This window comes from Variovorax sp. GW821-FHT09A10 (assembly GCF_059418385.1).
In genome coordinates this window covers 218,026-243,980 of record NZ_JBWKPT010000003.1, presented here as the reverse complement: position 1 = coordinate 243,980, position 25,955 = coordinate 218,026, and the positions used below count along the sequence as shown (strand labels likewise).

Here is a 25,955-nt window from a genome sequence, read left to right as displayed (position 1 = left end):
ATGACTTCTCCCCTGATCGACGCCGAAGCCCTCGCGCGCCTGCAGGCCTGGCAGGGCCGCACCGAAACGCTGCGCGACGACCTCACGGCCACGCCTGTGCGCGGGCTGTCCGCCACGCTCGACCGCGACGACCCGCTGCCCGAGGCGGGCACGCGCCTGCCCGCGCTGTGGCACTGGCTCTACTTCCTGCCGCACCACCGCCAGTCGGAGATCGGCGAAGACGGCCACGCCAAGCGCGGCGGCTTCCTGCCGCCCGTGCCGCTGCCGCGCCGCATGTGGGCCGGTGGCCGGCTGACGTGGGAGCCGGGCAATCCCCTGCTGGTGGGCGATGCGGTCGAGCGCACCTCGACCATCGCCTCGGTCACGCACAAGGCCGGCCGCACGGGCGAGCTGGTGTTCGTGCTGGTGCGCCATGAGGTGCGCAACGCGCGCGGGCTGGCGCTCACCGAAGAGCACGACATCGTTTACCGCGCCGCCGCCGCACCCGGCGAGGCCACGCCGCCGCCCACGCCCGCACCGAAGGACGCCACCTTCAGCCGCGACCTCGTGCCCGACGACGTGCTGCTGTTCCGCTACTCGGCGCTGACCTTCAACGGCCACCGCATCCACTACGACCGCCGCTACGTGACGCAGGTCGAGGGCTACCCGGGCCTCATCGTGCACGGGCCGCTGATCGCGACGCTGCTGGTCGACCTGCTGCGCCGCAACGCGCCGGCCGATGCGCAGCTCGCGCGCTTCGAGTTCCGCGCCGTGCGCCCGACCTTCGACATCGCGCCGTTCCGCGTGCACGGCAAGCCCGCCGAAGGCAGCGCCGACGGCAAGACCTTCAGCCTGTGGGGCGAAGACGCCGACGGCTGGCTCACGATGCAGGCCACGGCCGTGCTCGCCTGACGCAAAGAAAGACGCCCATGACAAGACCCTTGGACGGTATCACCGTCATCTCGCTCGAGCACGCCATCGCGGCGCCGTTCTGCACCCGCCAGCTCGCCGACCTCGGCGCGCGCGTCATCAAGGTCGAGCGCCCCGGCGGCGGCGACTTTGCGCGCGCCTACGACGAGCGCGTGAACGGCGAGGCCTCGCACTTCGTGTGGGTCAACCGCTCGAAGGAAAGCCTCACGCTCGACCTGAAGCAACCCGCCGCGCTCGCCGTGCTGCAGGAGCTGGTGGCCGGTGCCGACGTGCTGGTGCAGAACCTCGCGCCCGGCGCCGCCGCGCGCATGGGCCTGGGCGCGCAGGTGCTGCAGGAGAAGCACCCCGCGCTCATCGTCTGCGACATCTCGGGCTACGGCGAAGACGGCCCGTACCGCGACAAGAAGGCCTACGACCTGCTCATTCAGAGCGAGGCCGGTTTCCTCTCGGTGACGGGCACGCCCGACGATCCGTGCAAGTCGGGCAACTCCATCGCCGACATCGCGGCGGGCATGTACGCCTACACCGGCATCCTCGCGGCGCTGCTCCAGCGCGGCAAGACGGGCAAGGGCTCGCACATCGACGTGTCGATGCTCGAATCGCTCGCCGAGTGGATGAGCTACCCGATGTACTACGCCTACGACGGCGCACCGCCGCCGCCGCGCAGCGCCGCTTCGCACGCCACCATCTATCCCTACGGCCCGTTCCCCGCGGGCGACGGCGGCACCGTGATGCTGGGCCTGCAGAACGAGCGCGAGTGGCGTGCCTTCTGCGACAAGGTGCTGCTGCGCCCCGAGCTCGCGGCCGACCCGCGCTTCGACAGCAACGCGCGGCGCAACGAACACCGCGAGGCGTTGCGCACGCTCATCGTCGACACCTTCGGCGCGCTCAGCGCGGCGCAGGTGCTCGAACGGCTCGACGCGGCGCAGATCGCCAATGCGCGCATGAACGACATGGCCGGGCTGTGGGCGCACCCGCAGCTGCAGGCGCGTGAGCGCTGGCGCCAGGTGGGTTCGCCGGCCGGCGACATCCCGGCGCTGCTGCCCGCCGGTCGTCAGAGTGCGTTCGACTACCGCATGGACCCGGTGCCCGCGGTCGGCCAGCACACCGACGCGATCCTGCGCAGCCTGGGCCGCGGCGACGACGCGATTGCAGCGCTGCGCGCGGCCGGCGCGGTATGAGTGGGCCCGCCAATCAAGCGCTCGCTCTTGCGCGCGCCTTTCTCTTCGTGCCCGCTGACCGGCCCGAGCGCCATGCGCGGGCATTGGCGACCGGCGCGGGCGGCGTGATCATCGACCTCGAAGATGCCGTGGCGCCCGCGCGCAAGGCCGAGTCGCGTGACGCGCTCGGCGCCTCGCTGGCGGCGTTGCCCGCCGAAGGGCGAGGGCGCTTGCTCGTGCGCGTGAACGCCAGCGGCACGCCGTGGCATGGCGACGACTGCGCGCGCGCGGCGGGCTGGATCGCCGACGGCCTGATCGCCGGCATCGTCCTGCCCAAGGCCGAGCACGCCGACGAGTTGCATTGGCTCGCCACGACCGTCGGACCGAAGGCCGTGCTGGTGCCGCTCATCGAATCGGCCGCGGGACTCGCAGCGCTCGATGCCATCGCGGGTGCGCCGCAGGTGCTGCGGCTGGCCTTCGGCCACCTCGATTTCCAGGCCGACCTCGGCATGGCCTGCGACGCCGACGAGGCCGAGCTGGTGCCCGTGCGCCTCGCGCTCGTGTTGGCCTCGCGCCGCGCCGGGCTGGCCACGCCCATCGACGGCGTGTCGCCCGACTGGCGCGATGCGCAGCGCCTCGCCGCCGACACCGCGCGCGCCCGGCGCGGCGGCTTCGGCGCCAAGCTGTGCATCCATCCCGAGCAGGTCGCGCCCGTGCAGGCCGCGCTCGGGCCCACGGCCGACGAGGTGGCCTGGGCGCACCGCGTCACCGAGGCCGTGCGCGCGGCCGGCGGCGGCGTCGTGAGCCTCGACGGCCGCATGGTCGACGGGCCCGTGGTGCGGCTGGCCGAGCGCTGGCTGGCGCTGGCCGCAGTTCACGGCCCGGGCGATTCATCCGTGACGCACTGATCCACAGACAAACCAAAAGGAGACAAAGAAGTGAACGCAACGAAGACCTGGAAACTGAAAGCCCTCATCGCCGCATCGGCGGGCGCCTGCCTGCTCGCCGCCGCATCGCCCGCCGCCGCGCAGGCCGCGTGGCCCGACAAGCCCATCGTGATGGTCGTGCCGTACTCGGCCGGCGGCCCCACCGACGTGGTGGCGCGCATGCTCGCCGTGCCCATGGGCAAGTCGCTGGGGCAGACCGTGGTGGTCGAGAACACCGTGGGCGCGGGCGGCACCATCGCGCCGACCCGCGTGGCCAAGGCCGCGCCCAACGGCTACACCATCCTCATCCACCACATGGGCATGGCCACCGCGCCCGCGCTGTACAAGAAGCTCAACTACGACCCGCTGAAAGACTTCGAGTACGTCGGCCAGGTCATGGACGTGCCGATGACCCTGCTGTCGCGCAAGGACTTCCCGGCCAACAACTTCAAGGAACTGCTGGCCTACGTGAAGGCCAACAAGGAGAAGGTCTCGCTCGCCAACGCGGGCATCGGCGCGGTCTCGCAGCTGTGCGGCATGCTCTTCGCGCACCAGATCGGCGTGCAGCTGACGACCGTGCCCTACAAGGGCGCAGGCCCGGCGCTCAACGACCTCATGGGCGGGCAGGTCGACCTGCTGTGCGACCAGACCACGCAGACCGCGCCCGTCATCAAGGACGGCCAGCGCGTGAAGGTGTTCGGCGTGACCACGCCCAAGCGCCTGTCGAGCATGCCGGACATCCCCACGCTCGACGAGCAGGGCCTCAAGGGCTTCGACGTGAAGGTGTGGCACGGCGTGTACGCGCCCAAGGGCACGCCGCCGGCCGTGATCGAGAAGCTCAACGTGGCCCTGCGCGCCGCGCTGCAGGACGACAACGTGAAGAAGCGCTTCGCCGAGCTGAGCACCGAGGCCGTGCCGATGGACAAGGTCACGCCCGAGGCGCTGCGCAGCCACCTGGCGGCGGAGATCGAGAAGTGGGGGAAGGTGATCCGGGCTGCGGGGGTGCAGGCGGATTGAGAGCGGCGCGGCCCCTCGGGCTCTCGCTCAGTGGGGGCGCTCCATGAAATACCGTTCCGGTGTTGAAACGGTCACCTGAAAGCCGAGCCGCTCATAGAAAAGGCGTGCGGGGTTCGACGCCAGCACCCGCAGCCGGACCGGAAGCTGCTCACGCGAAGCCAGGCTGACGATGTGCGCCACGACCGCGCTTCCGATGCCCTGGTTCTGGCGCAAGGGGACGATGTACATCTCTTCGATCTGGACGTGCGTGTCGTGCTGCTCGAACGCGACAGCGCCCACGCGCATGCCGTCGAGGTCCAGTGCGAAGAAGGCGCCGGCGCGCGCCTGTTCGGCAAGATGGGCCCGGACGCCCGCCGCGTTCCAGCTGCCCCATACCTGTTCAACGTAGCCGCGCATCGTGGCCTCACAGAGCTCGAAGAGGAAGTCCGCATCTTCGGCGCCCACACGCCGAAAGACCGGCGTGGCTTTGCTCATGCCTGCAAGGTCTCGTCGAACAACTTCAGCAACAGCCGCGCGAACACATCCATGTTCCATGGCCGGTCGGTCGCGCCGGTTTCGATCGTGCGGCTGACCACGAGGCCGTCCGCGCCGGTCACGGCGATGCAGACATGCCCGGGCGCATCGCCGTACGGGCTGCCCGACGGCCCCGCCGCACCGCTCTCGCAGAGGCCCCACTTCGAGCGGTGGGCATCGCGGATGCGGCCCGACATGAAGCGTGCATAGGGCTCGGTCTCGCCGCGCATGTCGCCCATGTCCTCGGGCGTGAGGCCGAGCAGGGCCTTGCCGGCGCGGCGCGAGTAGATGACCGCGCCGCCCAGGAAGTAGGCCGAGGCACCCGGCAGGGCGAGCAAGGCGGCCGAGACCAGGCCGCCGGCCGACGATTCCGCGACCGCCACCGTCTGGCGCCGCTCGCGCAGCGTCGCCCCCACGCGGGCGGCGAGCACGGCAAGCGGTTCGAGGTCGGTGAGGTCGGGCGTGGACATGGAGGTCTAAAGAAGTAAAAAAGAAGAAATGACCGACCGTTCGATCGATCAAGCAAACAAGCGAAAGAACGATCAGGCCGTGCCCGCGCGCGAGCCCGGCCGCCGCACATACGACGGCGCGCGCTCATGGCTCGAGGTGTGGCCGTACACCGTGTCGGCCGGGTAGTACTCGGCCTGCAGCTGCACCTTGGCCGCGGCTTCCTCGCCCGCGGCATGCGCGATGAAGGCCAGCATCAGGTCGGTGCCGGCCGACACGCCGGCCGAGGTCCAGACATGGCCGTCCTGCACGAAGCGCTGCTCCACCACCTTCACATCGCCGAGCGCGCGCAGGCGGTCGAGCGACCCCCAGTGCGTGGTGGCCGTGCGACCCGAGAGCAGGCCGGCCGCATGCAGCACGAAGGCGCCGGTGCACACCGACATCAGCGCTTTGCAGCCCGGCGCCTGGGCGGCCAGAAACTGCACCATGGCGGGGTTGTCGACCTCGCGCCGCGTGCCCATGCCGCCGGGCACGAGCAGAAAGTCCAGCGGCGGGCAGTCGGCAAACGACACGTGCGGGTTGATCGACAGCCCCTTGGCGCAGACGACCGGGCCATGCGTTTGCGCCACGACCAGACAGTTGGCGGGGCCGCCGGCCAGCTTGCTCCACATGGTGAGCATTTCCCAGGGGCCGATGAAATCGAGCTCCTCGACCTCGGGGAAGACGATGATTCCGAAATTCATGCGTGCGAACTCCTGGGTGGCTGGATGGGAGGGGGCCGGCTGGGACCCTGTCACGGTCGCGCAGCCGCAAGCATATAGAGTGCCGCCGAGGTGATGTCCGTGACAGCTGGTTGCAAGCTTGGCTCAGTGTTCTCCCTCAGGGTTGTGTGGCCTGAAAATGGCTAGAGTGAAGGCGGCCGTTCAGGCTTTTTGCTAGCTTCAAATCAAGGAAATCTCATGAGCAAGAAAGTTGCATATGTCACCGGGGGCATGGGTGGCATCGGAACAGCCATCTGCCAGCGTCTGCACAAGGACGGGTTCACTGTGGTCGCAGGTTGCGGCCCGACGCGCGACCATGCCAAATGGCTGGCCGAACAGAAAGCCGAAGGCTTCGAGTTCCATGCGTCGGTGGGCAATGTCGGCGACTGGCAATCCACCGTCGAGGCTTTTTCCGCCGCCAAGGCGGCCCACGGCGCGATTGACGTGCTCGTCAACAACGCAGGCATCACGCGGGACCGCATGTTCCTCAAGATGACGCCGGAAGACTGGAGCGCGGTGATCGAAACCAACCTCAACAGCATGTTCAACGTCACCAAGCAGGTGGTGGGCGACATGGTGGAAAAGGGCTGGGGCCGCATCATCAACATCAGCTCGGTCAACGGCGCCAAGGGCCAGGCCGGCCAGACCAACTACTCGGCAGCCAAGGCCGGCATGCACGGCTTCACGATGGCGCTGGCGCAGGAGCTGGCCAACAAGGGCGTCACGGTGAATACCGTGAGCCCGGGCTACATCGGCACCGACATGGTCAAGGCCATCCGCCAGGAAGTGCTCGACAAGATCGTGGCGACCATTCCGGTCAAGCGCCTGGGCGAGCCGAGCGAAATTGCTTCCATCATCTCGTGGCTCGCCACCGATGAAGGCGGCTACAGCACCGGGGCCGACTTCTCGGTCAACGGCGGCCTCCACATGCACTGAGCATGCGCGCCACACCCTGAAAACAAAAACCCGCCTCGGCGGGTTTTTTCATTTGGGCCGGCGCCACGGACACAGAACGAACGACATCACCCATCGAAAGCAACCGCGACACGAACCCTTTTCCTTTCGTTTCCCTTCATCCTTTCAGGAGGCAGTCATGGCACATACAACAAGCACAGTACCCAGGAAGCTCCCCCTCTACCGTTCCCTCTACGTGCAGGTGATCACCGCGGTGATCATCGGCGTGCTCCTCGGTTACTTCTACCCCTCGCTCGGGGAGTCGATGAAGCCCTTGGGCGACGGCTTCATCAAGCTCATCAAGATGATCATCGCGCCGATCATCTTCTGCACGGTGGTGGTCGGCATCGCCGGCATGGAAGACATGAAGAAGGTTGGCAAGACCGGCGGGCTGGCGCTCCTGTACTTCGAGATCGTGAGCAGCATCGCGCTGGTGGTCGGGCTGGTGCTGGTGAACGTGCTCAAGCCCGGCGCGGGCATGAACATCGACGCGTCCACGCTCGACACCAAGGCCATCGCGGCCTACACCGGCCCCGGCAAGATGACCGGCACGGTCGACTTCCTGCTCAACGTGATTCCCAGCACGATCGTTGATGCCTTCGCCAAGGGCGAGATCCTGCAGGTGCTGCTGATCGCGGTGCTGTTCGGCTTTGCGCTGCACCGCTTCGGCGGGCGCGGCACGCTGGTGTTCGACGTGATCGAGAAGGGCTCGCACGTGCTGTTCGTGATCGTCAACTACATCATGAAGCTCGCGCCCATCGGCGCCTTCGGCGCCATGGCCTTCACCATCGGCAAGTACGGGCTGGGCAGCCTGCTGTCGCTGGGCAAGCTCATGGGCACCTTCTACCTGACCTGCCTGCTGTTCATCTTCGTGGTGCTGGGGCTTATCGCGCGCTTTCACGGCTTCAGCATCTGGAAGTTCATCAAGTACATCAAGGAAGAGCTGCTGATCGTGCTGGGCACGTCGTCGAGCGAATCGGTGCTGCCGCGCATGATGGAGAAGATGGAGAACCTGGGCGCCCACAAGACCTGCGTGGGGCTGGTGATTCCCACGGGCTACTCGTTCAACCTGGACGGCACCTCGATCTACCTGACGATGGCGGCGGTGTTCATTGCGCAGGCCACCAACACGCCCATGACGCTCACGCAGGAGATCACGCTGCTGGCCGTGCTGCTGCTCACGTCGAAGGGCGCGGCGGGCGTCACGGGCAGCGGCTTCATCGTGCTGGCGGCCACGCTGTCGGCGGTGGGGCATGTGCCGGTAGCGGGGCTGGCGCTCATCCTGGGTATCGACCGTTTCATGTCCGAGGCGCGTGCGTTGACCAATCTCATCGGCAACGGCGTGGCCACCATCGTGGTCGCCAAGTGGACGAATGAACTCGACGAGGAGCGGCTGCAGGCCGGACTCAACAACGAGAGCTGGGTCGAGTCGCAGGAGCCCGAGGAACTGGTGAACGCGCGCGAATCGAAGATGGCGCCGTAGCCGGCGCAGGGCGCCGGCCCGCGCGTTTGGGTGCGGTGAGGCGCGTTTCGGTGCGCTTCAGTGCGCGTCAATGCACCAGGGCCACCGCGAGCAGCGGCTGCGCCCTGGCGTCGAGCCCGCGTTCGTACAGCGGGGCGGCCTTGGCGTAGGCGCCCTGGGCGCCCTGGGCGCGATGGGCCGCGGCCAGGTTCTGCCGGCTGACCAGCACGGCGGGTGCGTCGGGGCGCCGCTGCTTCTCGTGGATCGCCAGGGCACGTTCGTACAGCGCGATGGCCTGGTCGAAGGCCTCGCGGCGGTAGTGCAGGCCGGCCAGCGCGCTCAGCGTGAACGCCACCCGCGGGCTGTCCGGCCCGGCGGTCTTTTCCTGGATGGCGAGCGCGGCCGTGTACGACTGCGCGGCCCGCGTCAGCTGCCCCTGCCGCTGGTGGACATGGGCCAGCAGCACGAGGCTGAGGGCCGTGTCGGCGGACTCGGGCCCGCCCGTGCGTTGCGCCGTCCGCAGCACCTGCTGCGCCAGCTCGAGCGTGCCGACGTCGTAGCAGTTGGCGTTGATGCGTTGCACGAGTTCCTGGCGCAGCGCGCGCCATTCGGGGTTGCCGTCCTGCGCATACAGCGCGCCGAACTGCGAGGCCGCCAGGACGACGCCGGCGGCAAGCCATGCCTTCGCGAATTTCATGGGGCCGAATCTAGTGTTCCGGCCTGAAACCCGAATACCTCGTTCATGGGAGTCCGCGCCCGCGGGGGACAGAACCCCGGGGCGCGAACGGCGCAGGTGCCCGCAGGCACCCCGCCTCAGGCGAGATCGAAGCGGTCCAGGTTCATCACCTTGGTCCAGGCGGCCACGAAGTCGTCGATGAACTTCTGCTGGCTGTCGGACGCGCCGTAGACCTCGGCGATGGCGCGCAGCTGCGCGTTGGAGCCGAACACCAGGTCGACGCGCGTGCCGGTCCACTTGAGGGCGCCGGTCTTGCGGTCGCGGCCTTCGTATTCCTCCTTGGCGTCCGACACCGCCTTCCACTCCGTGCCCATGTCGAGCAGGTTGACGAAGTAGTCGTTGCTCAGCGTGCCGGGCGTCTTCGTGAAGACGCCGTGGCGCGTCTGGCCGACGTTGGTGTCGAGCACGCGCAGGCCGCCGACCAGCACCGTCATCTCGGGCGCCGTGAGCGTGAGCAGCTGCGCCTTGTCGATCAGCAGCGCTTCGCCGGGCACGCTGTAGCGGCCCTTCAGGTAGTTGCGGAAGCCGTCGGCCGCGGGCTCCAGCGGCTCGAACGAGGGCACGTCGGTCTGTTCCTGCGAGGCGTCGGCGCGGCCGGGCGAGAAGGGCACCTTCACTTCACGGCCGCCGTTGCGCGCGGCCTGTTCCACGCCCGCACCGCCGGCCAGCACGATCAGGTCGGCCAGCGAGATCTTCTTGCCGCCGGTCTGCGCCGCGTTGAACTCGCTCTGGATGCCTTCGAGCACCTTCAGCACCTGGGCCAGCTGCGCGGGCTGGTTGACGGCCCAGTCCTTCTGGGGCGCCAGCCGCACACGGGCGCCGTTGGCACCGCCGCGCATGTCGGAGCCGCGGAAGGTGGAGGCCGAGGCCCACGCCGTTGACACCAGCTGCGCAGGCGTGAGGCCCGAGGCCAGCACCTTCTTCGTCAGCGCTGCGACGTCGCTGGCGTCGACCAGCGGATGGTCGACGGCCGGGATCGGGTCTTGCCAGATCAGCTCTTCGGCCGGCACCTCGGGCCCGAGGTAGCGGGCGCGCGGACCCATGTCGCGGTGCGTGAGCTTGAACCAGGCGCGCGCGAAGGCGTCGGCGAGCTGGTCGGGGTTGGCCAGGAAGCGGCGCGAGATCTTTTCGTAGGCCGGGTCCAGGCGCAGCGACAGGTCGGTCGTGAGCATGGTCGGCGCGTGGCGCTTGGAGGCGTCGTGCGCGTCGGGAATGGTGCCGGCACCGGCGCCGCCCTTGGCCACCCACTGGTGCGCGCCGGCGGGGCTCTTGGTCAGCTCCCATTCGTAGCCGAACAGGTTCTCGAAGAAGTTGTTGCTCCACTTCGTGGGCGTGGTGGTCCACGTCACTTCGAGGCCGCTGGTGATGGTGTCGCCGCCCTTGCCGGTGCCGAAGCTGTTCTTCCAGCCGAAGCCCTGGTCTTCGAGGCCGGCGGCTTCGGGTTCCTTGCCGACGTTCGAGGCCGGCCCTGCGCCGTGGGTCTTGCCGAAGGTGTGGCCGCCGGCGATGAGCGCCACGGTTTCCTCGTCGTCCATGGCCATGCGGGCGAAGGTGTCGCGGATGTCGTGGGCCGCGGCGATCGGGTCGGGGTTGCCGTCCGGGCCCTCGGGGTTCACGTAGATCAGGCCCATCTGCACGGCGCCCAGCGGGTTCTCGAGGTTGCGCGTGTGCGGCACCTTGCTGTCGTCGTCCTTCACGAGCACGCCGCGGTCTTTTTCGACGCCCGGCGAGCCTTGTGCGTAGCGCACGTCGCCGCCGAGCCAGGTCTTCTCGCGGCCCCAGTACACGTCCTGGTCGGGTTCCCACACGTCGGGGCGGCCACCGGCGAAGCCGAAGGTCTTGAAGCCCATGGTTTCGAGCGCGACGTTGCCGGTGAGGATCAACAGGTCGGCCCAGGAAATCTTCTGGCCGTACTTCTGCTTGATCGGCCACAGCAGGCGGCGCGCCTTGTCCAGGCTCACGTTGTCGGGCCAGCTGTTGAGCGGCGCGAAGCGCTGCTGCCCGCGGCCGGCGCCGCCGCGGCCGTCGCCGATGCGGTAGGTGCCGGCGCTGTGCCAGGCCATGCGGATGAAGAGCGGGCCGTAGTGGCCGAAGTCGGCCGGCCACCAGTCTTGCGAGTCGGTCATCAGCGCGGCGAGGTCTTTCTTCACCGCGGCGAGGTCCAGGCTCTGGAAGGCCTTGGCGTAGTCGAAACCGGTGCCCAGGGGATCGGATTTGGAGGAGTGCTGGTGCAGCAGGTCCAGGCGCAGCTGCTCGGGCCACCAGTCGCGGTTCGTGGTGCCGGCGCCGGTGGCCTGGCTGAACGGGCACTTCGCTTCGGTTTTCTCGTTGCTCATGGGGAGGCTCCTGTTGTTGGGGGGACGGGGGGACCGCTCAAATTCTGGATGAGAAAGGTGTCGATGCGAATAGAAGTGCTTTATGCCTACGATAGTTCGCGTCGCTTCCGTAGGGGTGTAGACGCAGGCCCGTAGAAGCCTGCGGGCTTCAAAGGTTGGGGGCCGTTCCTGCAAAATGGACCGATGCCCCACAGCGTCTCCCTCATCAATACGATTGCCGCCGGCCTGGGGTTGGCGCTGGTGTTCGGCTTTCTCGCGGCGCGGCTGCGATTGCCGGCGCTGGTGGGGTACCTGCTGGCGGGCGTGATCATCGGCCCGTTCACGCCCGGCTTCGTGGCCGACGCCGGCATTGCCGCGCAGCTGGCCGAGATCGGCGTGATGCTGCTGATGTTCGGCGTGGGCCTGCATTTTTCGCTGGCTGACCTGCTCGCGGTGCGCAAGATCGCGCTGCCCGGCGCCATCGCGCAGATCGTCGTCGCCACGCTGCTCGGCGGCGGCCTGGCCGTGTGGTGGGGCTGGAGCTGGGGCGCGGCGCTGGTGTTCGGGCTCGCGCTGTCGGTGGCGAGCACGGTGGTGCTGCTGCGCGCGCTCGAGAGCCTGGGCATCCTCGATTCCTTCACCGGCCGCATCGCCATCGGCTGGCTGGTGGTCGAAGACCTCGCGATGGTGCTGGTGCTCGTGCTGTTGCCGCCGCTGGCGGGCGCGCTGGGCGGCACCAATGCCGACACCCACGGCGCGCCGGTCTGGCAGACGCTGGGCCTCACGCTGCTGCAGGTTGGCGGTTTCGTGCTGCTGATGCTGGTGGTGGGGCGGCGCGTGTTCCCGTGGATTCTCTGGCAGGTCACGCGCACCGGTTCGCGCGAGCTGTTCACGCTGTGCGTGGTGGCGGCGGCCGTGAGCATCGCGTTCGCCTCGGCGGCGCTGTTCGGCGTGTCGTTCGCGCTGGGCGCCTTCTTCGCCGGCATGGTGATGCGCGAGTCGCAGTTCAGCCACCGCGCGGCGCAGGAATCGCTGCCGCTGCGCGACGCGTTCGCCGTGCTGTTCTTCGTGTCGGTCGGCATGCTGTTCGACCCGTCGGTGCTGCTGGAGCGCCCGCTGCAGGTGCTGGCCGTGGTGCTGGTCATCGTGCTGGGCAAGTCGCTCGCGGCCTGTGCGCTGGTGCTGGTGTTCCGCTACCCGCTGGCCACCGCGCTCACGGTGAGCGCGAGCCTGGCGCAGATCGGCGAGTTCTCGTTCATCCTGGCCGGGCTGGGCGTGTCGCTCGGCCTGCTGCCGGTGGAAGGGCAAAGCCTGGTGCTGGCGGGCGCGCTGATCTCCATCGCCACCAACCCGCTGTGGTTCAGCCTGATCGCGCCGCTGCAGAAATGGCTGCACGCGCATTCGAAGTTCGCACGCGAGCTGGACGCGCGCAGCGACCCGCTGGCCGAGCTGCCCATGACCACCGAGGCCAAGTACCTGTCGCGCCAGGTGGTGCTGGTCGGCTACGGCCGGGTGGGCCGGCGCATCGCCGCCGAACTCGAGACCAACGACATCCCTTACGTGGTGGCCGAGCAGAACCGCGAGCTGGTCGAGAAGCTGCGCGAGGCCGGCATCCCCGCCGTGTGGGGCGACGCGGCCGACCCGGCGGTGCTGATCCAGGCGCACGTGGCGCGCGCCCGCGTGCTCGTGGTGGCCACACCCGACGCCATGAACGTGCGCCAGATGATCGAAACCGCGCGTACGCTGAATCCCAGCATCCAGACCGTGGTGCGCAGCCACAACGAGCAGGAAGCCCGCCTGCTGGCCGCCGAAACCGATGCGAAGGTGTTTCTGGGCGAACAGGAACTCGCCCAGGCCATGGCCCGCGATGTGGTGCAGCGCGCCGCCGCGATGGCGGTGCCGGCCTGAAAGCCGGCTGCCTGCGCTCGTCGCGGGTCGCGCCGGTCGGGGGTCATCTCCCCGGCCACGGCATGCATCCGCGCTTTTCACTGATCTCTTTTTTCCCATCCCATGTCACTGAAAGCCCGATGGCATTCGTTGCTCGGCGCGGTGCGCGAGTCCCTGGTCTGCCTCGCGCTGGCCTTTCGCTCCAGCCTGCGTCCGGGCATCGTGCTGCGTTCCGCGGGCCTGTGCCTGCTGGTCTTCGCCGTGTGGAGCTGGGTGTTCTACCGTCACTTCCAGCCGATCGGAATGGCGGCCGGCGTGGTGTCGGTCTTCGTCGTGATGGGCGGTGCGGTGCTCGGCCTGCTGCCCGGCACGGGAGGCACCGGAGGGAGCGTCGCGGGCATGGCGGGCATCGCGCCTGCGCTGGCGATGCTGCTGGTCTATGCGGCGGTGCTCACGGCCGCGGTGCTGGTGGTGATGTACGCCGGTGTCATCGTCGCCACCATCCGCCTGGCGTTGCGCTGGGTGCTGCTGGGCTCGGTGCGCGCGCGCGTGCATGCGCGTTACCCGGCGCTGCTGGCGCAGCCACGGCCCGGGCCCTCGGGCTGGCTGGCCGGCGTGCGCGGGTGGCTGGGGCCGTGGCTGGGCGCGAGCCCTGGGGATGCTGCTGTGCCTGCTGGTGCCGGTGGTCAACGGCGTGTTGCTGTTCCTGCTGCTCGCCTACCTCAATGTGCGCTTTCTGCTGGGGCCCGCGCTGGCCGGCGTTGCGAACGGCGAGGAGCGCATGCGGGTCGTGCGCCGCCAGCGCGGTGCGATGGTGGTGTTCGGTGTGCTGATCCTGCTGCTGGCGCTGGTGCCGGTGGTGAATCTGCTGCTGCCGGCGTTGCTGGGCGCAGGCGCCTGCCACCTCGGCTACCGAGGGATGGAGGCAGAGCGCCGGGCTGACACCGGCGCTTCAGCCGGCGTTCAAAGGTCCTCGATCACCAGCGTGCGGTAGCGCTCGGCGATCGAGTAGGGCACGGTACGCACCAGTTCCATCACGCGCTCCGTGATGGCGCCGTCCTTGGTGCGGATCAAGAGGCCCGTGTGGCCTTCCTGGGCCAGCTCGATGAAGGCGCGCACCGTGGCGCCGTCGGTGCCGGCGGAGGGCAGGGGGCTGTGCGAGGCATGCACGGTCGGCGCGATTTCCGCCAGGACGGTTTCGGCCGGTATCAGGTAGACCTCGTCGCCGCTCACGATGCCTTTCTCGATCAGCCCGTGGCCGATGCGGCTGGCGTCTTCGATGCTCGGGAACATCACCAGGGAGAAGCCGGTCGGGTAGAACGCGCCGCCGAAACTGGCGCGCATGTTGGGTTCAAGCGTGAAATGTTTCATGCTGACTCCTTGTTCTGATACAGCTCCCCACCCCTAACATTAGGCCGCGCGGCGTCCATGCACTGTAGGAGAAGCCCTAGTACTGACAACCGCGCCAGCCCCCAGCCCGTTCAAAGGCGGGTTCATTCCCTGTTTCATTTCTGACCGTCATGCCTTCGCCCAGAGACATCGCACTCACCGTCCACGAACTGGAAGAAGGGGAGTTCTACTGGGTGCTGATGGAGGCTGTGGACGGCTCGCCCGGCGACATCACCCATGAGTACGCGCCGCTCGAAGCCGCCCACACGCCCTACGCCACCTATTCGAACGCGCTGGTGGCCGGCGTGGCGGTGCTGCGGCGGCTGTTCGGGCCCGACGGCAAGCCCGCCTGACGGGGCCCGCAGGGGCGTCGCCGCAGGGCGCTCCCTATAATCCCGGCGGTTGGAAACATTGGTTCACACCGGTGTCGTCCAACACCCCACGGTTCGAAGGTGCCCTGCACGACCAGTCACAGGATTGGCGGCGGGGTTAAACGGGAAGCAGGTGCGAGGCGTCGTTTTTTCGAACGACCCTTCCATTCCTGCGCTGCCCCCGCAACGGTCAGCGGACATCGACACCCTCAGGCCCCGGCGATCTTTCGCTGGGGCAGCCACTGCGCTTCGGCGTGGGAAGGCGAGGGCTTCGGCGCCGAGGTGCATGCATTGCACCCCGACGCACTCCGCGAGCCCGGATACCGGCCTTCGCAACCGCCTTCGGATGCTGCGGGAGTGCGTGTCCGGGCCTGCCGCTTTTCCCTCGCGCGAAACGGCACCGCCCCCAGTCTCTTCTCCCTCGGCGTCCTCGATCGGTCAGGAGCCTGCGGGGACGCGGGCCGGAGGAGAAATCGGATGAATCAGGCATCGCTGCCCTTGCGCGATCGCCCGGGCCCGCCCCTGCAACGGGCGCGCCTTTCGGGTCTTTCCGGCATTTCATTGGGGCTCGGCCTCGTATGCGGGCCAGCGCTCGCCCAGTCGGGCGACCCGGCCGGCCGCCCCAGCCTCACGCCCGTGCAGATCGAAGCCAGCCGCCACACGCCGCTGGCCCTGGACGAACCCACGCAGACCGGCAGCCGCCTGGGCCTCACGCCGCTCGAAACGCCCGCCAGCATCGAGGTGCTCACCGGCGACGCGATCCGCGCACGCGGCGACGTGTCGGTGGTCGAGGCCGCGAGCCGCGCCACTGGCATCACAGGTTCGCCCGCGCCGGGCAACGGCGGCTCGGCGCTGTCGGCACGTGGCTTCAACGGCCATGGCTCGGTGATGCAGCTGTACGACGGCACGCGCCTGTACGTGGGCGCGGGCACCGTCACCTTCCCGTTCGACACCTGGTCGACCGACCGCATCGAGGTGCTGCGCGGCGCCGCCTCGGTGATGTTCGGCGAAGGCGCCATCGGCGGCGCGATCAACGTGGTGCCCAAGAAGCCCACGCGCGGCCCGATCCAGAACGAAGCACTCGTGACCGTCGGCTCCGACGCCACGCGCCAGGTTGCCTTCGGCAGCGGCGGGGCGATCAACGACATGCTCTCGTACCGCTTCGACATCAGCCACCGCAAGACCGACGGCTTCATGCGGCGCGGCGAGGCCGAGAGCCTGGCCGTGGGCGGCGCCGTGCGGCTCGACGTATCGCCGCGGCTGCAGTTCACGCTCTCGCACGACGAGGGCCGCCAGACGCCGCAGCGCTACTTTGGCGTGCCGCTCGTCAACGGCCGCCTGAGCAGCCTGAACCGCGAACAGAACTACAACCTCGACGACGCCGAGGTCAAGTACCGCGACCGCTGGACCCGCCTCGATGCGCAGTGGACGCCCAACGACGCCGTCACCGTGCGCAACCAGCTCTATCGCCTGGACAGCAAGCGCCACTGGCGCGACAGCGAAACCTACACCTACAGCGCCACCACGAACCGCGTGACGCGCGGCGACTACCTGGAGATCGGCCACGACCAGGAGCAGATCGGCAACCGCACCGACGCCACCTTCAAGCACGCGCTGTTCGGCCTGAAGAACCAGGTGCTGGTGGGCTTCGACGCCAACCGCATCGACTTCCTGAATTCGAGCGACACGCCCTACGGCGGGCGCTCGGTGGTCGATGCCTTCGTGTTCAACCCCGGCTACTACGCTTCGCCCACGCCCTACCTGCCGCGCTACAAGACCAAGACCAGCACCTACGCCTTCTTCGCCGAAGACAAGCTGGCCTTCAACGAACACTGGTCGGTGGTCGGCAGCCTGCGCTGGGACCACGCGAAGATCGTGCGCACCGATCCGCAGAACCGCGCCCCGCGCCTGGACAAGACCTTCGAGTACGCCACCGGCCGCCTGGGCGTGGTCTACGCGCCCGACGCCGCGCAGTCGTTCTATGCGCAGGTGGCGCGCGCGGCCGATCCGCTCACCGGGCTCATCAGCACGTCCGCCACGCAGGTGCCGTTCGAGCTCAGCGTCGGCAAGCAGGTCGAGGTGGGCTACAAGCGCCAGCTGGCCGAAGGCCGCGGCGCCTGGAGCGTGGCGGCCTACCGCATCGAGAAGACCAAGCTGCTGTCGCGCGACGCGAACGACCCGACCGTCGTGCAGCAGATCGGCAAGCAGTCGTCCGAAGGCATCGAGGCCACGCTCGACCTGGCGCTGACCTCCACGCTGCGCCTCGAAGCCAACGCCGCACGGCTGCGCGCGCGCTACGACGACTTCAATGAAGCGGTCGGCAAGTCGCTGGTCTCGCGCGCGGGCAACACGCCGGCGGGCGTGCCCCAGGTGGCGGCCAACCTGTGGCTGCACTGGCGCTTCCTGCCGCAATGGGAGGCCGAGTTCGGCGTGCGCCACGTCGGCGCGCGGCAGGTCGACGCGGCCAACACGCGCCGCATCGGCTCCTACACCGTGGCCGACGCGGGCGTGAGCTGGCAGGCGAACCCGTCGCTCAAGCTCGCGCTGCGCGCCTTCAACCTGGCCGACCGCAAGTACCCGGTCTCGTTCTCGAACGGCGGCAACCAGTGGCTGCTGGGCCGGCCGCGCTCGTTCGAGCTGTCGGCGTTCGTGACCTTCTGAACGCGCACGGCCCATGAGTACCCCCTGGCAACGCACATGGCCCCCGCTGCGGCGGGCGCTGTACTGGACGCACCGATGGCTGGGCATCGGCGGCTGCCTGCTGTTCGTCATGTGGTTCGTCTCGGGCGTGGTCATGATGTACGTGGGGTACCCGAACCTCACGGACGAAGAGCGGCTCGCGGGGCTCGGCCCGGTGCGTTTCGAACAGGCGGTGGTCACGCCGGCTGCCGCGCTCGATGCCTTGCCGCAAGCGGTGCGCACGCAGCCGCCCCGGCGCATGGCGCTGGAGATGCAGGCCGGCACCGACGCGCAGCCCGTGTGGCGCATCGTCGATGCGCGCGGCGGGCGGCATGCCGTGTCCGCGCGCGACGCCCGTGTGCTCGGCCCGGTCGATGCGGCGCAGGCCGAAGCCATCGCCCGTGAGTTCTCCGCGCAGCCTGGCGCACGCTGGGCCGAGACGCTGGAGCGCGACCAGTGGACGGTGCCGCAGGGCCTGAATCCGTTGCGTCCGCTGCACCGCGTCGAAGTCGGCGACGCGGCGGGCACCGAGCTGTACGTGTCCTCGCGCACCGGCGAGGTGGTGCGCGACACCACGCGCACCGAGCGCTTCTGGAACTGGCTGGGCGCCGTGCCGCACTGGATCTACTTCACGCCGCTGCGCGCCGACCCGCCGCTGTGGCACGACGTGGTCGTGTGGCTGTCGGCCGCCTGCATCGTCTCGGCCGTGACGGGCATCGTCATCGGCATCCTGCGCCTTCGGCTGCGGCGGCGCTTTCGCAGCGGCGCGGTCACGCCGTACACCGGCTGGATGGCCTGGCACCACATCGCCGGGCTCATCGGTGGCTTCTTCGTGCTGACCTGGATCGTGAGCGGCTGGCTGTCGATGAACCCCAATGGCTGGTTCCAGCGCGGGCCCGGCGATGCGGCCGCGATGGCGCGCTACACAGGCGCCGGCGCGTCGCCGTTTCCCTGGCCGCCGGCCGTGGTGCCGGCAGGCGAGCGCGCTGGCGCACCGCATGAGGCGCTGCTGATGTGGTTCGACGGGAAGCCGCTGCTGCAACTGCGTGACGCGCAGGCCCGCGTGCAGGTGGTCGATGCCACGACCGGTGCACCGGCTGCCATCGCCCGCGACGACATCGTGCGCGCCGCCGCCCGCCTGCGCCCCGGCGCCGCGATCACGCAGGCCACCTTGCAGACACACGAAGACTTCCACTGGTACGGCCACCACCGCACGCGCGTGCTGCCCGTGTGGCGGCTCGAGTTCGACGACGCCGCGCGCAGCTGGCTCTACATCGACCCAACGAGCGGCCAGGTGGCCGGCAGCAACGACCGCAACGCGCGGCTGCGCCGCTGGCTCTTCAACGCCGCGCACAGCCTCGACTTTCCCTGGCTCATCCAGTACCGGCCGGCCTGGGACCTGGTGGTGTGGTTCCTGTCGATCATCGGCGTCGTCGCTTCGGCGAGCGGCGTGGTGATCGGCTGGCGGCGGCTGCGGCGCAAGCCAGGGCCTTCGCCTGTTCAACGGGGGCTACAAGGCTCCCGGGTTTCATGACGGGGACTTGCGCAAGCCGGTCCATCCCCCAACAATCAACTTTCGCACTTCGGTGCATTTCAGGAGGTGCGCGATGCACATCGAACCCGGACTCGTCGACGGATCCAAGATCTTCCTCAGCTATGCCACAGGGGCGGCTGCGCTGGCCTACACAGGCAAAGTCGCTTTCGACACCTTGCTGAAGGACGGCCCCGTGGGCCTGTTGCTGCGCTCGGTCTTCACCGTGATGCTCGTGTTCTGCTTCTTCGAGGTGTTCCCGCACCATCCGGTGGGCGTGTCCGAGGTGCACCTGATTTTGGGCACCACGCTGATGCTGCTCTTCGGGCTCGCGCCCGCGGCCATCGGGCTGGCGGGTGGCTTGCTCATCCAGAGCCTGTTCTTCGCACCGCCCGACCTGCCGCAGTACGGCATGAACGTCACCACCTTGCTCGTGCCGCTGTTCGCGACCGCCGCGCTGGCACGCCGCATCATTCCCGCGAACATGGCCTACGTGGACATCGGCTACCAGCAGGCCTTCAAGCTGTCGGTGGCCTACCAGGGCGGCATCGTGGTGTGGGTGGGCTTCTGGGCCCTCTACGGCCGTGGTACGGGCCTCGAGAACCTCAGCCAGATCGCCAGCTTCGGCGCGGCCTACATGACGGTCGTGCTGGTCGAGCCGCTGGTCGACCTGGGCGTGCTGGCCGCGGCCAAGGCCTGGCGTCGCCTGCAGGGCACTGCTCTGGTCGAGCGCCGCCTGTACAGCGCCGTCTGATTCGCGCCGGCTGCCCCTCGTTGAAGAGGGCGTGCCGTTCGCCGGCGCGTGCGCCATGCACGCGCCGCGCGCCCGATTCCCCGCGCGCTTTGCGCGCCTGAAAGCATCCATTCCATGACACAAAGCAACGCCAAGATCCCCGTCACCATCGTCACGGGCTTCCTCGGCAGCGGCAAGACCACGTTGCTGCGCCACATCCTCGGCAACGCCGAAGGCCGCCGCATCGCGGTGGTGGTCAACGAGTTCGGCGAACTCGGCATCGACGGCGACATCCTGCGCGGTTGCGGCATCGGCTGCGACGACGAGGGCAACGAGCGCGAAGGCGCGCTGTACGAACTGGCCAACGGCTGCGTCTGCTGCACCGTGCAGGAAGAGTTCCTGCCCGTGATGCTGCAGCTGGCCGAGCGGCGCGACCAGATCGACGCCGTGCTCATCGAGACCTCGGGCCTGGCGCTGCCCAAGCCGCTGGTGCAGGCCTTCCAGTGGCCCGACATCGCGAACATCTTCACCGTCGATTCGGTGGTCACCGTGGTCGACGGCCCTGCCGCCGCGTCGGGCCAGTTCGCGGCGAACCCCGCGCAGGTCGACGTGCAGCGCCGCGCCGACCCCAACCTGGACCACGAATCGCCGCTGCACGAGCTGTTCGAAGACCAGCTCTCGGCCGCCGACCTCGTGGTGCTCAACAAGACCGACCTCATGGACGCCGCCGCGCGCGCGCAGGTCGAGGCGCTGGTGCGCGAAGAACTGCCGCCCGAGGTGAAGATCGTCGGCGCCACCGAAGGCAAGCTGCCGCTCGCGCTGCTGCTGGGCCAGGGCCGCGCCGCCGAAAGCACCATCCACCTGCGCGAGAGCCACCACGACCACGAGGAAGATCACGACCACGACGAGTTCGACTCGCTCGTGATCGAGCTGCCGCCCGTGGACCGCGATGGCCTCATTGCCGTGCTGACCGCACTGGTCGAACAGCACACCATCTACCGCGTGAAGGGCTTCGTCGCCGTGCCGCACAAGCCGATGCGCCTGCTGGTGCAGGGCGTGGGCCGCCGCTTCGACCACCACTTCGACCGCCGCTGGCGCGACGGCGAGGCGCAGCGCACGCGGCTCGTGTTCATCGGCGAAGACCTGGACGAAGGCGCGCTGCGCAAGGCACTGGAAGGCGTGGCGGCCGTTCCCGCCTGACCGCATGCACCTGCTGAGCACCCAGCCCGGACGCTTCGTCGAGGACGATCCGAGCGTCGTCACCCGGCTCGACCAGACGCCGGGCGACATCGTGGTGCTCAGCTCGGCCGACACCACGCTCGCGCTGCTCGCCGCCGCGCGCACGGCGCTGGCGGCCACCGACCCTGGCTACCCCTCGCTGCGGCTGGCCAACCTCATGCACCTGCGCCAGCCCGCGTCGCTCGACCTGTACGTCGACGAGGTGCTGCGGCACGCGCGCGTGGTGGTGGTCGATCACCTGGGGGCCGAATCGGCCTGGGCTTATGGGCTGCAGCAGCTCGAGAAGCTTGCGAAGCGCCAGGGCCAGCAGCTCGCGATGTTCTCGGGCGACCTGCAGGAAGACGAGGACCTGCTCGCGCGCGGCACCGCGGCGCGCGGCGTGAGCCGGCAGCTGTGGCAGTACCTGCGCTCGGGCGGGGCGGGCAATGCGGCGCAGTTCCTGCGCGCGGTGGCTTTCCACGGCCTGGGCCACGGCGAGGCGCCGTTGCCGCCGCGCAGCCTGCCGCAGGTCGCGCTGCATGTGCCGGGCGGCATGGACGCGACGCACACGGTCGCGGGCATCGACGATCTGCGTGCCAGCTGGCATGCGAACGCGCCCGTGGTGGCGCTGGTGTTCTACCGCTCGCACCTGCTGTCGGGCAACACCGAGGCCTTCGATGCGCTGGCCGCCGCGCTGCATGCGCAAGGGCTGAATCCGCTGCCCGTGGCGCTCGATTCGCTGAAAGACCCGCTGTGCCTGTCCGCGTTGCGCGCGCTGTGCACCGAGCACGACGTGCAGCTGGTGCTCAACACCACCGCCTTCGCCGCGCTGCGGCAGGGCGCTGCGGATGAAAGCGGTGAGCCTCTGGCGCTCGCGGGCGATGCCCCCGTGCTGCAGGTGATCGTGAGCGGCGGCAACCGCGAGGACTGGCTTGCCGACAGCCAGGGCCTGCGCCCGCGCGACATCGCGATGCAGATTGCCCTGCCCGAGATGGACGGTCGCATCGTCACGCGCGCCGTGAGCTTCAAGGGCCTGTCGCACCGCTGCGAACTCACGCAGACCGAGGTGGTCGGCTACCGGCCCGAGCCCGACCGCATCGCCTTCGTGGCCGAACTCGCGCGCCGCTGGTGCAGCCTGCGCCGCCTGCGCGCCGACGAGAAGCGCGTCGCGCTCATCCTGGCGAACTACCCCGGCAGCGAAGGCCGCATCGGCAGCGGCGTGGGGCTGGACACGCCGGCCTCGGTGATGGCCATCCTGCGCACGATGCAGGCCGAGGGCTACACGCTCGACGCGCTGCCCGCGGACGGCGATGCGCTGATGCGCACGCTGCAGGAGGGCATCGCCAACGATTCCGCGCAGTGGGCCGCGCGGCCCGCGTGGCAGAGCTACGCGCTCGCCGACTACCGCGCCCGCCTCGCGGCGCTGCCCGAGGGCATGGCCGCCGCCATCGACGCGCAATGGGGCCCGCCCGAAAACGACCCGATGCTGCGCCAGGGCCGCTTCATGATCGCCGGGCTGCGGCTGGGCCGCGTGTTCGTCGGCATCCAGCCCGCGCGCGCGCTGGGTCCGTTGGGCCTGGCCGACTACGCGAGCTACCACGACGCCGAACTGGTGCCGCCGCACAGCTACCTCGCGTTCTATTTCTGGCTGCGCGATGTGTTCGCCATCGACGCGGTCGTCCATGTCGGCAAGCACGGAAACCTCGAATGGCTGCCGGGCAAGAGCCTCGCGCTCGCGGCCACCTGCTGGCCCGACGCCATCCTCGGGCCGCTGCCCAACGTGTACCCCTTCATCGTCAACGACCCCGGCGAGGGCGCGCAGGCCAAGCGCCGCACGCAGGCCGTGATCGTCGACCACCTGATGCCCCCGCTCACGCGCGCCGAGAACCACGGCCCGCTGCAGGACCTGGAGCGGCAGGTCGACGAGTACTACGACGCGTTGCTGGTCGATGCGCGCCGCGCCAAGGTGCTGCGTGCGCAGATCCTCGCGACCGTGCGTGCCCAGCACCTGGTCGAAGAGCTGGGCCTGCCGGGCGCGGAAGACGATGCCGTGCTGGCGCGCGTCGATGCGTACCTGTGCGAGCTGAAAGAGACCCAGATCCGCGACGGCCTGCATGTGTTCGGCGATTCGCCGCGCGCGCGGCTGCGGCGCGACACGCTGCTCGCGCTCGCGCGCTACCCGGCCGCCGATGGCGCGGGCGAGAACGCCGGGCTGCTCGGCGCGCTCGCGGCCGACCTGTTGCCCGGCGACGCCTTCGACCCGCTCGACATCGACGCGGCAAAGCCCTGGCACGGCGCACGGCCCGCGCTCCTGGCGGCCGTGAGCGACGAGGCCTGGCGCCACCAGGGCGACACGCGCGAGCGGCTGGAGCTGCTCGCGCAGCAACTGCTCGAAGCGGACGCCTGCCCGGCCGGACTGCCGCACACCGCCGCCGTGATGGGCCGCATCGCGCACCGTCTCGCGCCCGCGCTCGATGCGTGTGGCTCCGAAGAACTGCGCCAGCTGTCGCGCGCACTGCAAGGCCGCTTCGTGCCACCGGGCCCGAGCGGCTCGCCTTCGCGCGGCCGGCCCGACGTGCTGCCGACCGGGCGCAACTTCTACGCGGTCGACACGCGCGCCATCCCCACGCCCACGGCTTGGATGCTCGGGCTCAAGTCCGCCGCGCAGCTGGTCGAACGCCACCTGCAGGAGCACGGCGACTACCCCGTGGCGCTGGGCCTGTCGGTCTGGGGCACGGCCACCATGCGCACCGGCGGCGACGACCTGGCGCAGGCCTTCGCACTCATCGGCGTGCGCCCCAAGTGGGCGCCGGGCAGCCAGCGCGTGGTCGATTTCGAGGTGCTGCCCACGGTCGGCATCGGCCGTCCCCGCATCGATGTCACGCTGCGCATCTCGGGCTTCTTCCGCGATGCCTTTCCCAACGCCGTGCAGATGTTCGACGCCGCTGTGCAGGCCGTGGCGGCGCAGGAAGACGAAGACGCCGAGCGCAACCCGATCCGCGCGCGCATCCTGCGCGAGGCCGCCGCGCTCGAGGCGCAGGGCGTGGCGCCCGGCGAGGCACGCACGCAGGCCGGCTGGCGCGTGTTCGGCTCCGCACCCGGCAGCTACGGCTCGGGCCTGCAGCCGCTGTTCGACCACGGCGACTGGCAGACCGACGACGACCTGTCGAAGGCCTACGTCGGCGGCAGCGCCCACGCCTACGGCCAGGGCAGCGACGGCGTGCCGGCGGGCGATGCGCTGGTGCGCCGGCTGCGTGCCATGAACGTCGTGCTGCAGAACCAGGACAGCCGCGAGCACGACCTGCTCGACTCCAACGACTACTACCAGTTCCAGGGCGGCATGGCCGCCGCCGTGCGCCATCTGAGCGGGCAGCAGCCGGCGATGTACCACGGCGACCACGGCAACCCGCAAGCGCCGCGCGTGCGCACGCTGAAGGAAGAAATCAGCCGCGTGATCCGTGCGCGCGTGGTCAACCCCAAGTGGATCGACGGCGTGAAGCGCCACGGCTACAAGGGCGCCTTCGAGATGGCCGCCACGGTCGATTACCTGTTCGGCTTCGATGCCACCGCGCGCGTGGTGGGCGACCACCAGTACGCGATGGTGGCCGACGCCTACGTGCTCGACGAGGCCACCCGCGACTTCGTGAACGCGCACAATCCGCGCGCGCTGCAGGACATGCTCAACCGCCTGCTCGAAGCCATGCAGCGCGGCCTCTGGCAGTCGCCCGGCGACTACAAGGACCAATTGGAAAACCTGCTGCTCGACCACGAGCAGCAGATGGAAGGAAGCCCCCGATGACCACAGCCGCCCCGATGCCGGTGCCGTTCCCCTTTGCCGCGATCGCCGGCCAGCCGCAACTGCGCCAGGCGCTCTTGCTGGCCGCGGTCGATCCCGCGCTGGGCGGCGTGCTCATCGAAGGCCCGCGCGGCACCGCCAAGACCACGGCCGCGCGTGCGCTCGCCGAGCTGTTGCCCGGCGCGCCCTTCGTCACGCTGCCGCTGGGCGCGAGCCTCGAAAGCCTCGTGGGCACGCTCGACCTCGGGCAGGCGCTGGCCGGCCACGAACTGAAATTTGCGCCGGGTTTGCTGGCGCGCGCGCACGGCGGCGTGCTGTACGTCGACGAGATCAACCTGCTGCCCGACGCGCTCATCGACTCGCTGCTCGACGCGGCGGCCAGCGGCGTCAATGTGGTGGAGCGCGATGGCATCTCGCACCGGCATGCCGCGCGTTTTGTGCTCGTGGGCACCATGAACCCGGAAGAGGGCACGCTGCGCCCGCAGCTGCTCGACCGCTTCGGCCTGTGCGTGCGGCTGCGCAATCTGCAGGACGCGGCCGAGCGTCAGGCCATCGTGCGTGCGCGGCTGGCCTTCGACGCCGATCCGCAGGGCTTTCGTGCGGCGCATGCGAAGGAGGAGGCCGAACTCGCGGCGGCGCTGGTGCGTGCGCGCGCGCGCATGGCGGACGCCGCGGCCTTGCCGTACGGCGATGCGGTGCATGAAGCCGTCGGCGCGCTGTGCATCGCGGCCGGCGTGGACGGCCTGCGCGCCGACCTCGTGATGCTGCGCTCCGCACGCGCGCTTGCGGCATGGGAAGGCGCGGCATCGATCACCGACGACCATGTGCAGCGCGTCGCCGAGGCGGTGCTGTTGCACCGGCGCCATCCGGCGGCCGAAGCGGCGGTGGCGCCTCCCATGCCGTCGCCCGCACCTCATCGCCATCCGGGCGATGCACCTGCACGCGATGCCGGCGACGGCGACTGGGGCGCCATGCCGCCCGAGCCCGTCGGCATCGAGCGCGTGAAGCCGCTGCGCCCGCTGATCTCTGCGCAGCAGGTCGCCCCAAAAAAAGCCTGAGCCTCCGGGACGCCGCACCCGCTGGCGCACGCCAGGGTGACCGGAGGCAGGGCACGCAACGGGACGCCTGGCATGGCGCCGCCGCGCCCGGCA

The 25,955-nt window shown here is 69.6% G+C and carries 21 protein-coding genes and 1 riboswitch; of the genes, 15 read left to right on the top strand and 6 right to left on the bottom strand.

Features of this window, described 5'->3' with window-relative positions:
- The 4 genes from AC07Q9_RS14515 to AC07Q9_RS14500 are packed head-to-tail and all read left to right on the top strand — an operon-like array spanning position 1 to position 4,012.
- Positions 1–891, top strand: a complete 891-nt coding sequence (locus tag AC07Q9_RS14515; protein WP_495310296.1) for an HTD2 family dehydratase — start codon at positions 1–3, stop codon at positions 889–891.
- A 17-nt stretch (positions 892–908) separates the two neighbouring features.
- A complete protein-coding gene (locus tag AC07Q9_RS14510; protein ID WP_495310294.1) occupies positions 909–2,090 on the top strand; it encodes a CaiB/BaiF CoA transferase family protein in 1,182 nt (393 codons plus the stop codon).
- Positions 2,087–2,977 (top strand): HpcH/HpaI aldolase/citrate lyase family protein, encoded by an 891-nt coding sequence (locus tag AC07Q9_RS14505; RefSeq protein ID WP_495310292.1) that lies wholly within the window; start codon positions 2,087–2,089, stop codon positions 2,975–2,977. Before AC07Q9_RS14510 ends, AC07Q9_RS14505 begins: the two co-directional genes overlap by 4 nt.
- A 30-nt stretch (positions 2,978–3,007) precedes the next feature.
- Positions 3,008–4,012, top strand: a complete 1,005-nt coding sequence (locus AC07Q9_RS14500) for a tripartite tricarboxylate transporter substrate binding protein BugD (RefSeq protein WP_139703091.1) — start codon at positions 3,008–3,010, stop codon at positions 4,010–4,012.
- 27 nt (positions 4,013–4,039) lie between these two features.
- On the opposite strand, the gene AC07Q9_RS14495 is transcribed toward AC07Q9_RS14500, so the two are convergent.
- The 3 genes from AC07Q9_RS14495 to AC07Q9_RS14485 all read right to left on the bottom strand — a co-directional run bounded on the left by AC07Q9_RS14495 (position 4,040) and on the right by AC07Q9_RS14485 (position 5,715).
- A complete protein-coding gene (locus AC07Q9_RS14495; protein ID WP_495310287.1) occupies positions 4,040–4,486 on the bottom strand; it encodes a GNAT family N-acetyltransferase in 447 nt (148 codons plus the stop codon).
- A complete protein-coding gene (locus tag AC07Q9_RS14490; protein ID WP_495310285.1) occupies positions 4,483–4,995 on the bottom strand; it encodes a CinA family protein in 513 nt (170 codons plus the stop codon). Before AC07Q9_RS14490 ends, AC07Q9_RS14495 begins: the two co-directional genes overlap by 4 nt.
- Before the next feature lie 72 nt (positions 4,996–5,067).
- A complete protein-coding gene (locus tag AC07Q9_RS14485) occupies positions 5,068–5,715 on the bottom strand; it encodes a DJ-1/PfpI family protein (protein WP_495310282.1) in 648 nt (215 codons plus the stop codon).
- Between the two features lie 216 nt (positions 5,716–5,931).
- Between AC07Q9_RS14485 and phbB the strand changes: the two genes are divergently transcribed.
- Positions 5,932–6,669, top strand: a complete 738-nt coding sequence (phbB, locus tag AC07Q9_RS14480) for an acetoacetyl-CoA reductase (RefSeq protein ID WP_489058512.1) — start codon at positions 5,932–5,934, stop codon at positions 6,667–6,669.
- Positions 6,670–6,826: 157 nt separating this feature from the next.
- Positions 6,827–8,170 carry a dicarboxylate/amino acid:cation symporter gene (locus tag AC07Q9_RS14475; RefSeq protein WP_492740856.1) on the top strand — a complete coding sequence of 448 codons (1,344 nt, stop codon included), beginning with the start codon at positions 6,827–6,829 and terminating at the stop codon, positions 8,168–8,170.
- Between the two features lie 67 nt (positions 8,171–8,237).
- On the opposite strand, the gene AC07Q9_RS14470 is transcribed toward AC07Q9_RS14475, so the two are convergent.
- Together AC07Q9_RS14470 and katG are read right to left on the bottom strand one after the other, a co-directional pair.
- Positions 8,238–8,846 carry a tetratricopeptide repeat protein gene (locus tag AC07Q9_RS14470; protein ID WP_495310278.1) on the bottom strand — a complete coding sequence of 203 codons (609 nt, stop codon included), beginning with the start codon at positions 8,844–8,846 and terminating at the stop codon, positions 8,238–8,240.
- 116 nt (positions 8,847–8,962) lie between these two features.
- On the bottom strand, positions 8,963–11,221 hold the full coding sequence (katG, locus tag AC07Q9_RS14465; RefSeq protein WP_495310276.1) for a catalase/peroxidase HPI: 2,259 nt from the start codon (positions 11,219–11,221) through the stop codon (positions 8,963–8,965).
- Between the two features lie 183 nt (positions 11,222–11,404).
- Here katG and AC07Q9_RS14460 point away from each other — a divergent pair, with 183 nt between their 5' ends.
- Both AC07Q9_RS14460 and AC07Q9_RS14455 read left to right on the top strand, forming a co-directional pair.
- On the top strand, positions 11,405–13,108 hold the full coding sequence (locus AC07Q9_RS14460) for a cation:proton antiporter domain-containing protein (protein ID WP_495310273.1): 1,704 nt from the start codon (positions 11,405–11,407) through the stop codon (positions 13,106–13,108).
- A gap of 637 nt (positions 13,109–13,745) precedes the next feature.
- Entirely contained in the window at positions 13,746–14,081 is a 336-nt protein-coding gene (locus AC07Q9_RS14455; protein ID WP_495310271.1) for an EI24 domain-containing protein, read from the top strand.
- On the opposite strand, the gene AC07Q9_RS14450 is transcribed toward AC07Q9_RS14455, so the two are convergent.
- Positions 14,051–14,458: a hypothetical protein gene (locus AC07Q9_RS14450; RefSeq protein WP_489058506.1), complete on the bottom strand. Its 408-nt coding sequence runs from the start codon at positions 14,456–14,458 to the stop codon at positions 14,051–14,053. The genes AC07Q9_RS14455 and AC07Q9_RS14450 overlap by 31 nt on opposite strands.
- Positions 14,459–14,607: 149 nt before the next feature.
- Between AC07Q9_RS14450 and AC07Q9_RS14445 the strand changes: the two genes are divergently transcribed.
- The 7 genes from AC07Q9_RS14445 to AC07Q9_RS14415 all read left to right on the top strand — a co-directional run bounded on the left by AC07Q9_RS14445 (position 14,608) and on the right by AC07Q9_RS14415 (position 25,862).
- Positions 14,608–14,829, top strand: a complete 222-nt coding sequence (locus tag AC07Q9_RS14445; RefSeq protein ID WP_489058505.1) for a hypothetical protein — start codon at positions 14,608–14,610, stop codon at positions 14,827–14,829.
- 81 nt (positions 14,830–14,910) lie between these two features.
- A riboswitch (cobalamin riboswitch) is annotated at positions 14,911–15,193 on the top strand.
- A gap of 131 nt (positions 15,194–15,324) precedes the next feature.
- Positions 15,325–17,508, top strand: coding sequence for a TonB-dependent receptor (locus tag AC07Q9_RS14440; RefSeq protein WP_495310269.1), 2,184 nt, complete (start codon positions 15,325–15,327; stop codon positions 17,506–17,508).
- A 13-nt stretch (positions 17,509–17,521) separates the two neighbouring features.
- Entirely contained in the window at positions 17,522–19,060 is a 1,539-nt protein-coding gene (locus AC07Q9_RS14435) for a PepSY domain-containing protein (protein WP_495310266.1), read from the top strand.
- A gap of 73 nt (positions 19,061–19,133) precedes the next feature.
- Positions 19,134–19,811, top strand: coding sequence for an energy-coupling factor ABC transporter permease (locus tag AC07Q9_RS14430; RefSeq protein ID WP_495310264.1), 678 nt, complete (start codon positions 19,134–19,136; stop codon positions 19,809–19,811).
- A 114-nt stretch (positions 19,812–19,925) separates the two neighbouring features.
- Positions 19,926–20,990: a cobalamin biosynthesis protein CobW gene (gene cobW, locus AC07Q9_RS14425; RefSeq protein ID WP_070061111.1), complete on the top strand. Its 1,065-nt coding sequence runs from the start codon at positions 19,926–19,928 to the stop codon at positions 20,988–20,990.
- 4 nt (positions 20,991–20,994) lie between these two features.
- Positions 20,995–24,807, top strand: a complete 3,813-nt coding sequence (cobN, locus tag AC07Q9_RS14420; protein ID WP_495310262.1) for a cobaltochelatase subunit CobN — start codon at positions 20,995–20,997, stop codon at positions 24,805–24,807.
- On the top strand, positions 24,804–25,862 hold the full coding sequence (locus AC07Q9_RS14415) for a magnesium chelatase ATPase subunit I (protein ID WP_495310261.1): 1,059 nt from the start codon (positions 24,804–24,806) through the stop codon (positions 25,860–25,862). Before cobN ends, AC07Q9_RS14415 begins: the two co-directional genes overlap by 4 nt.
- Positions 25,863–25,955: the final 93 nt, after the last annotated feature.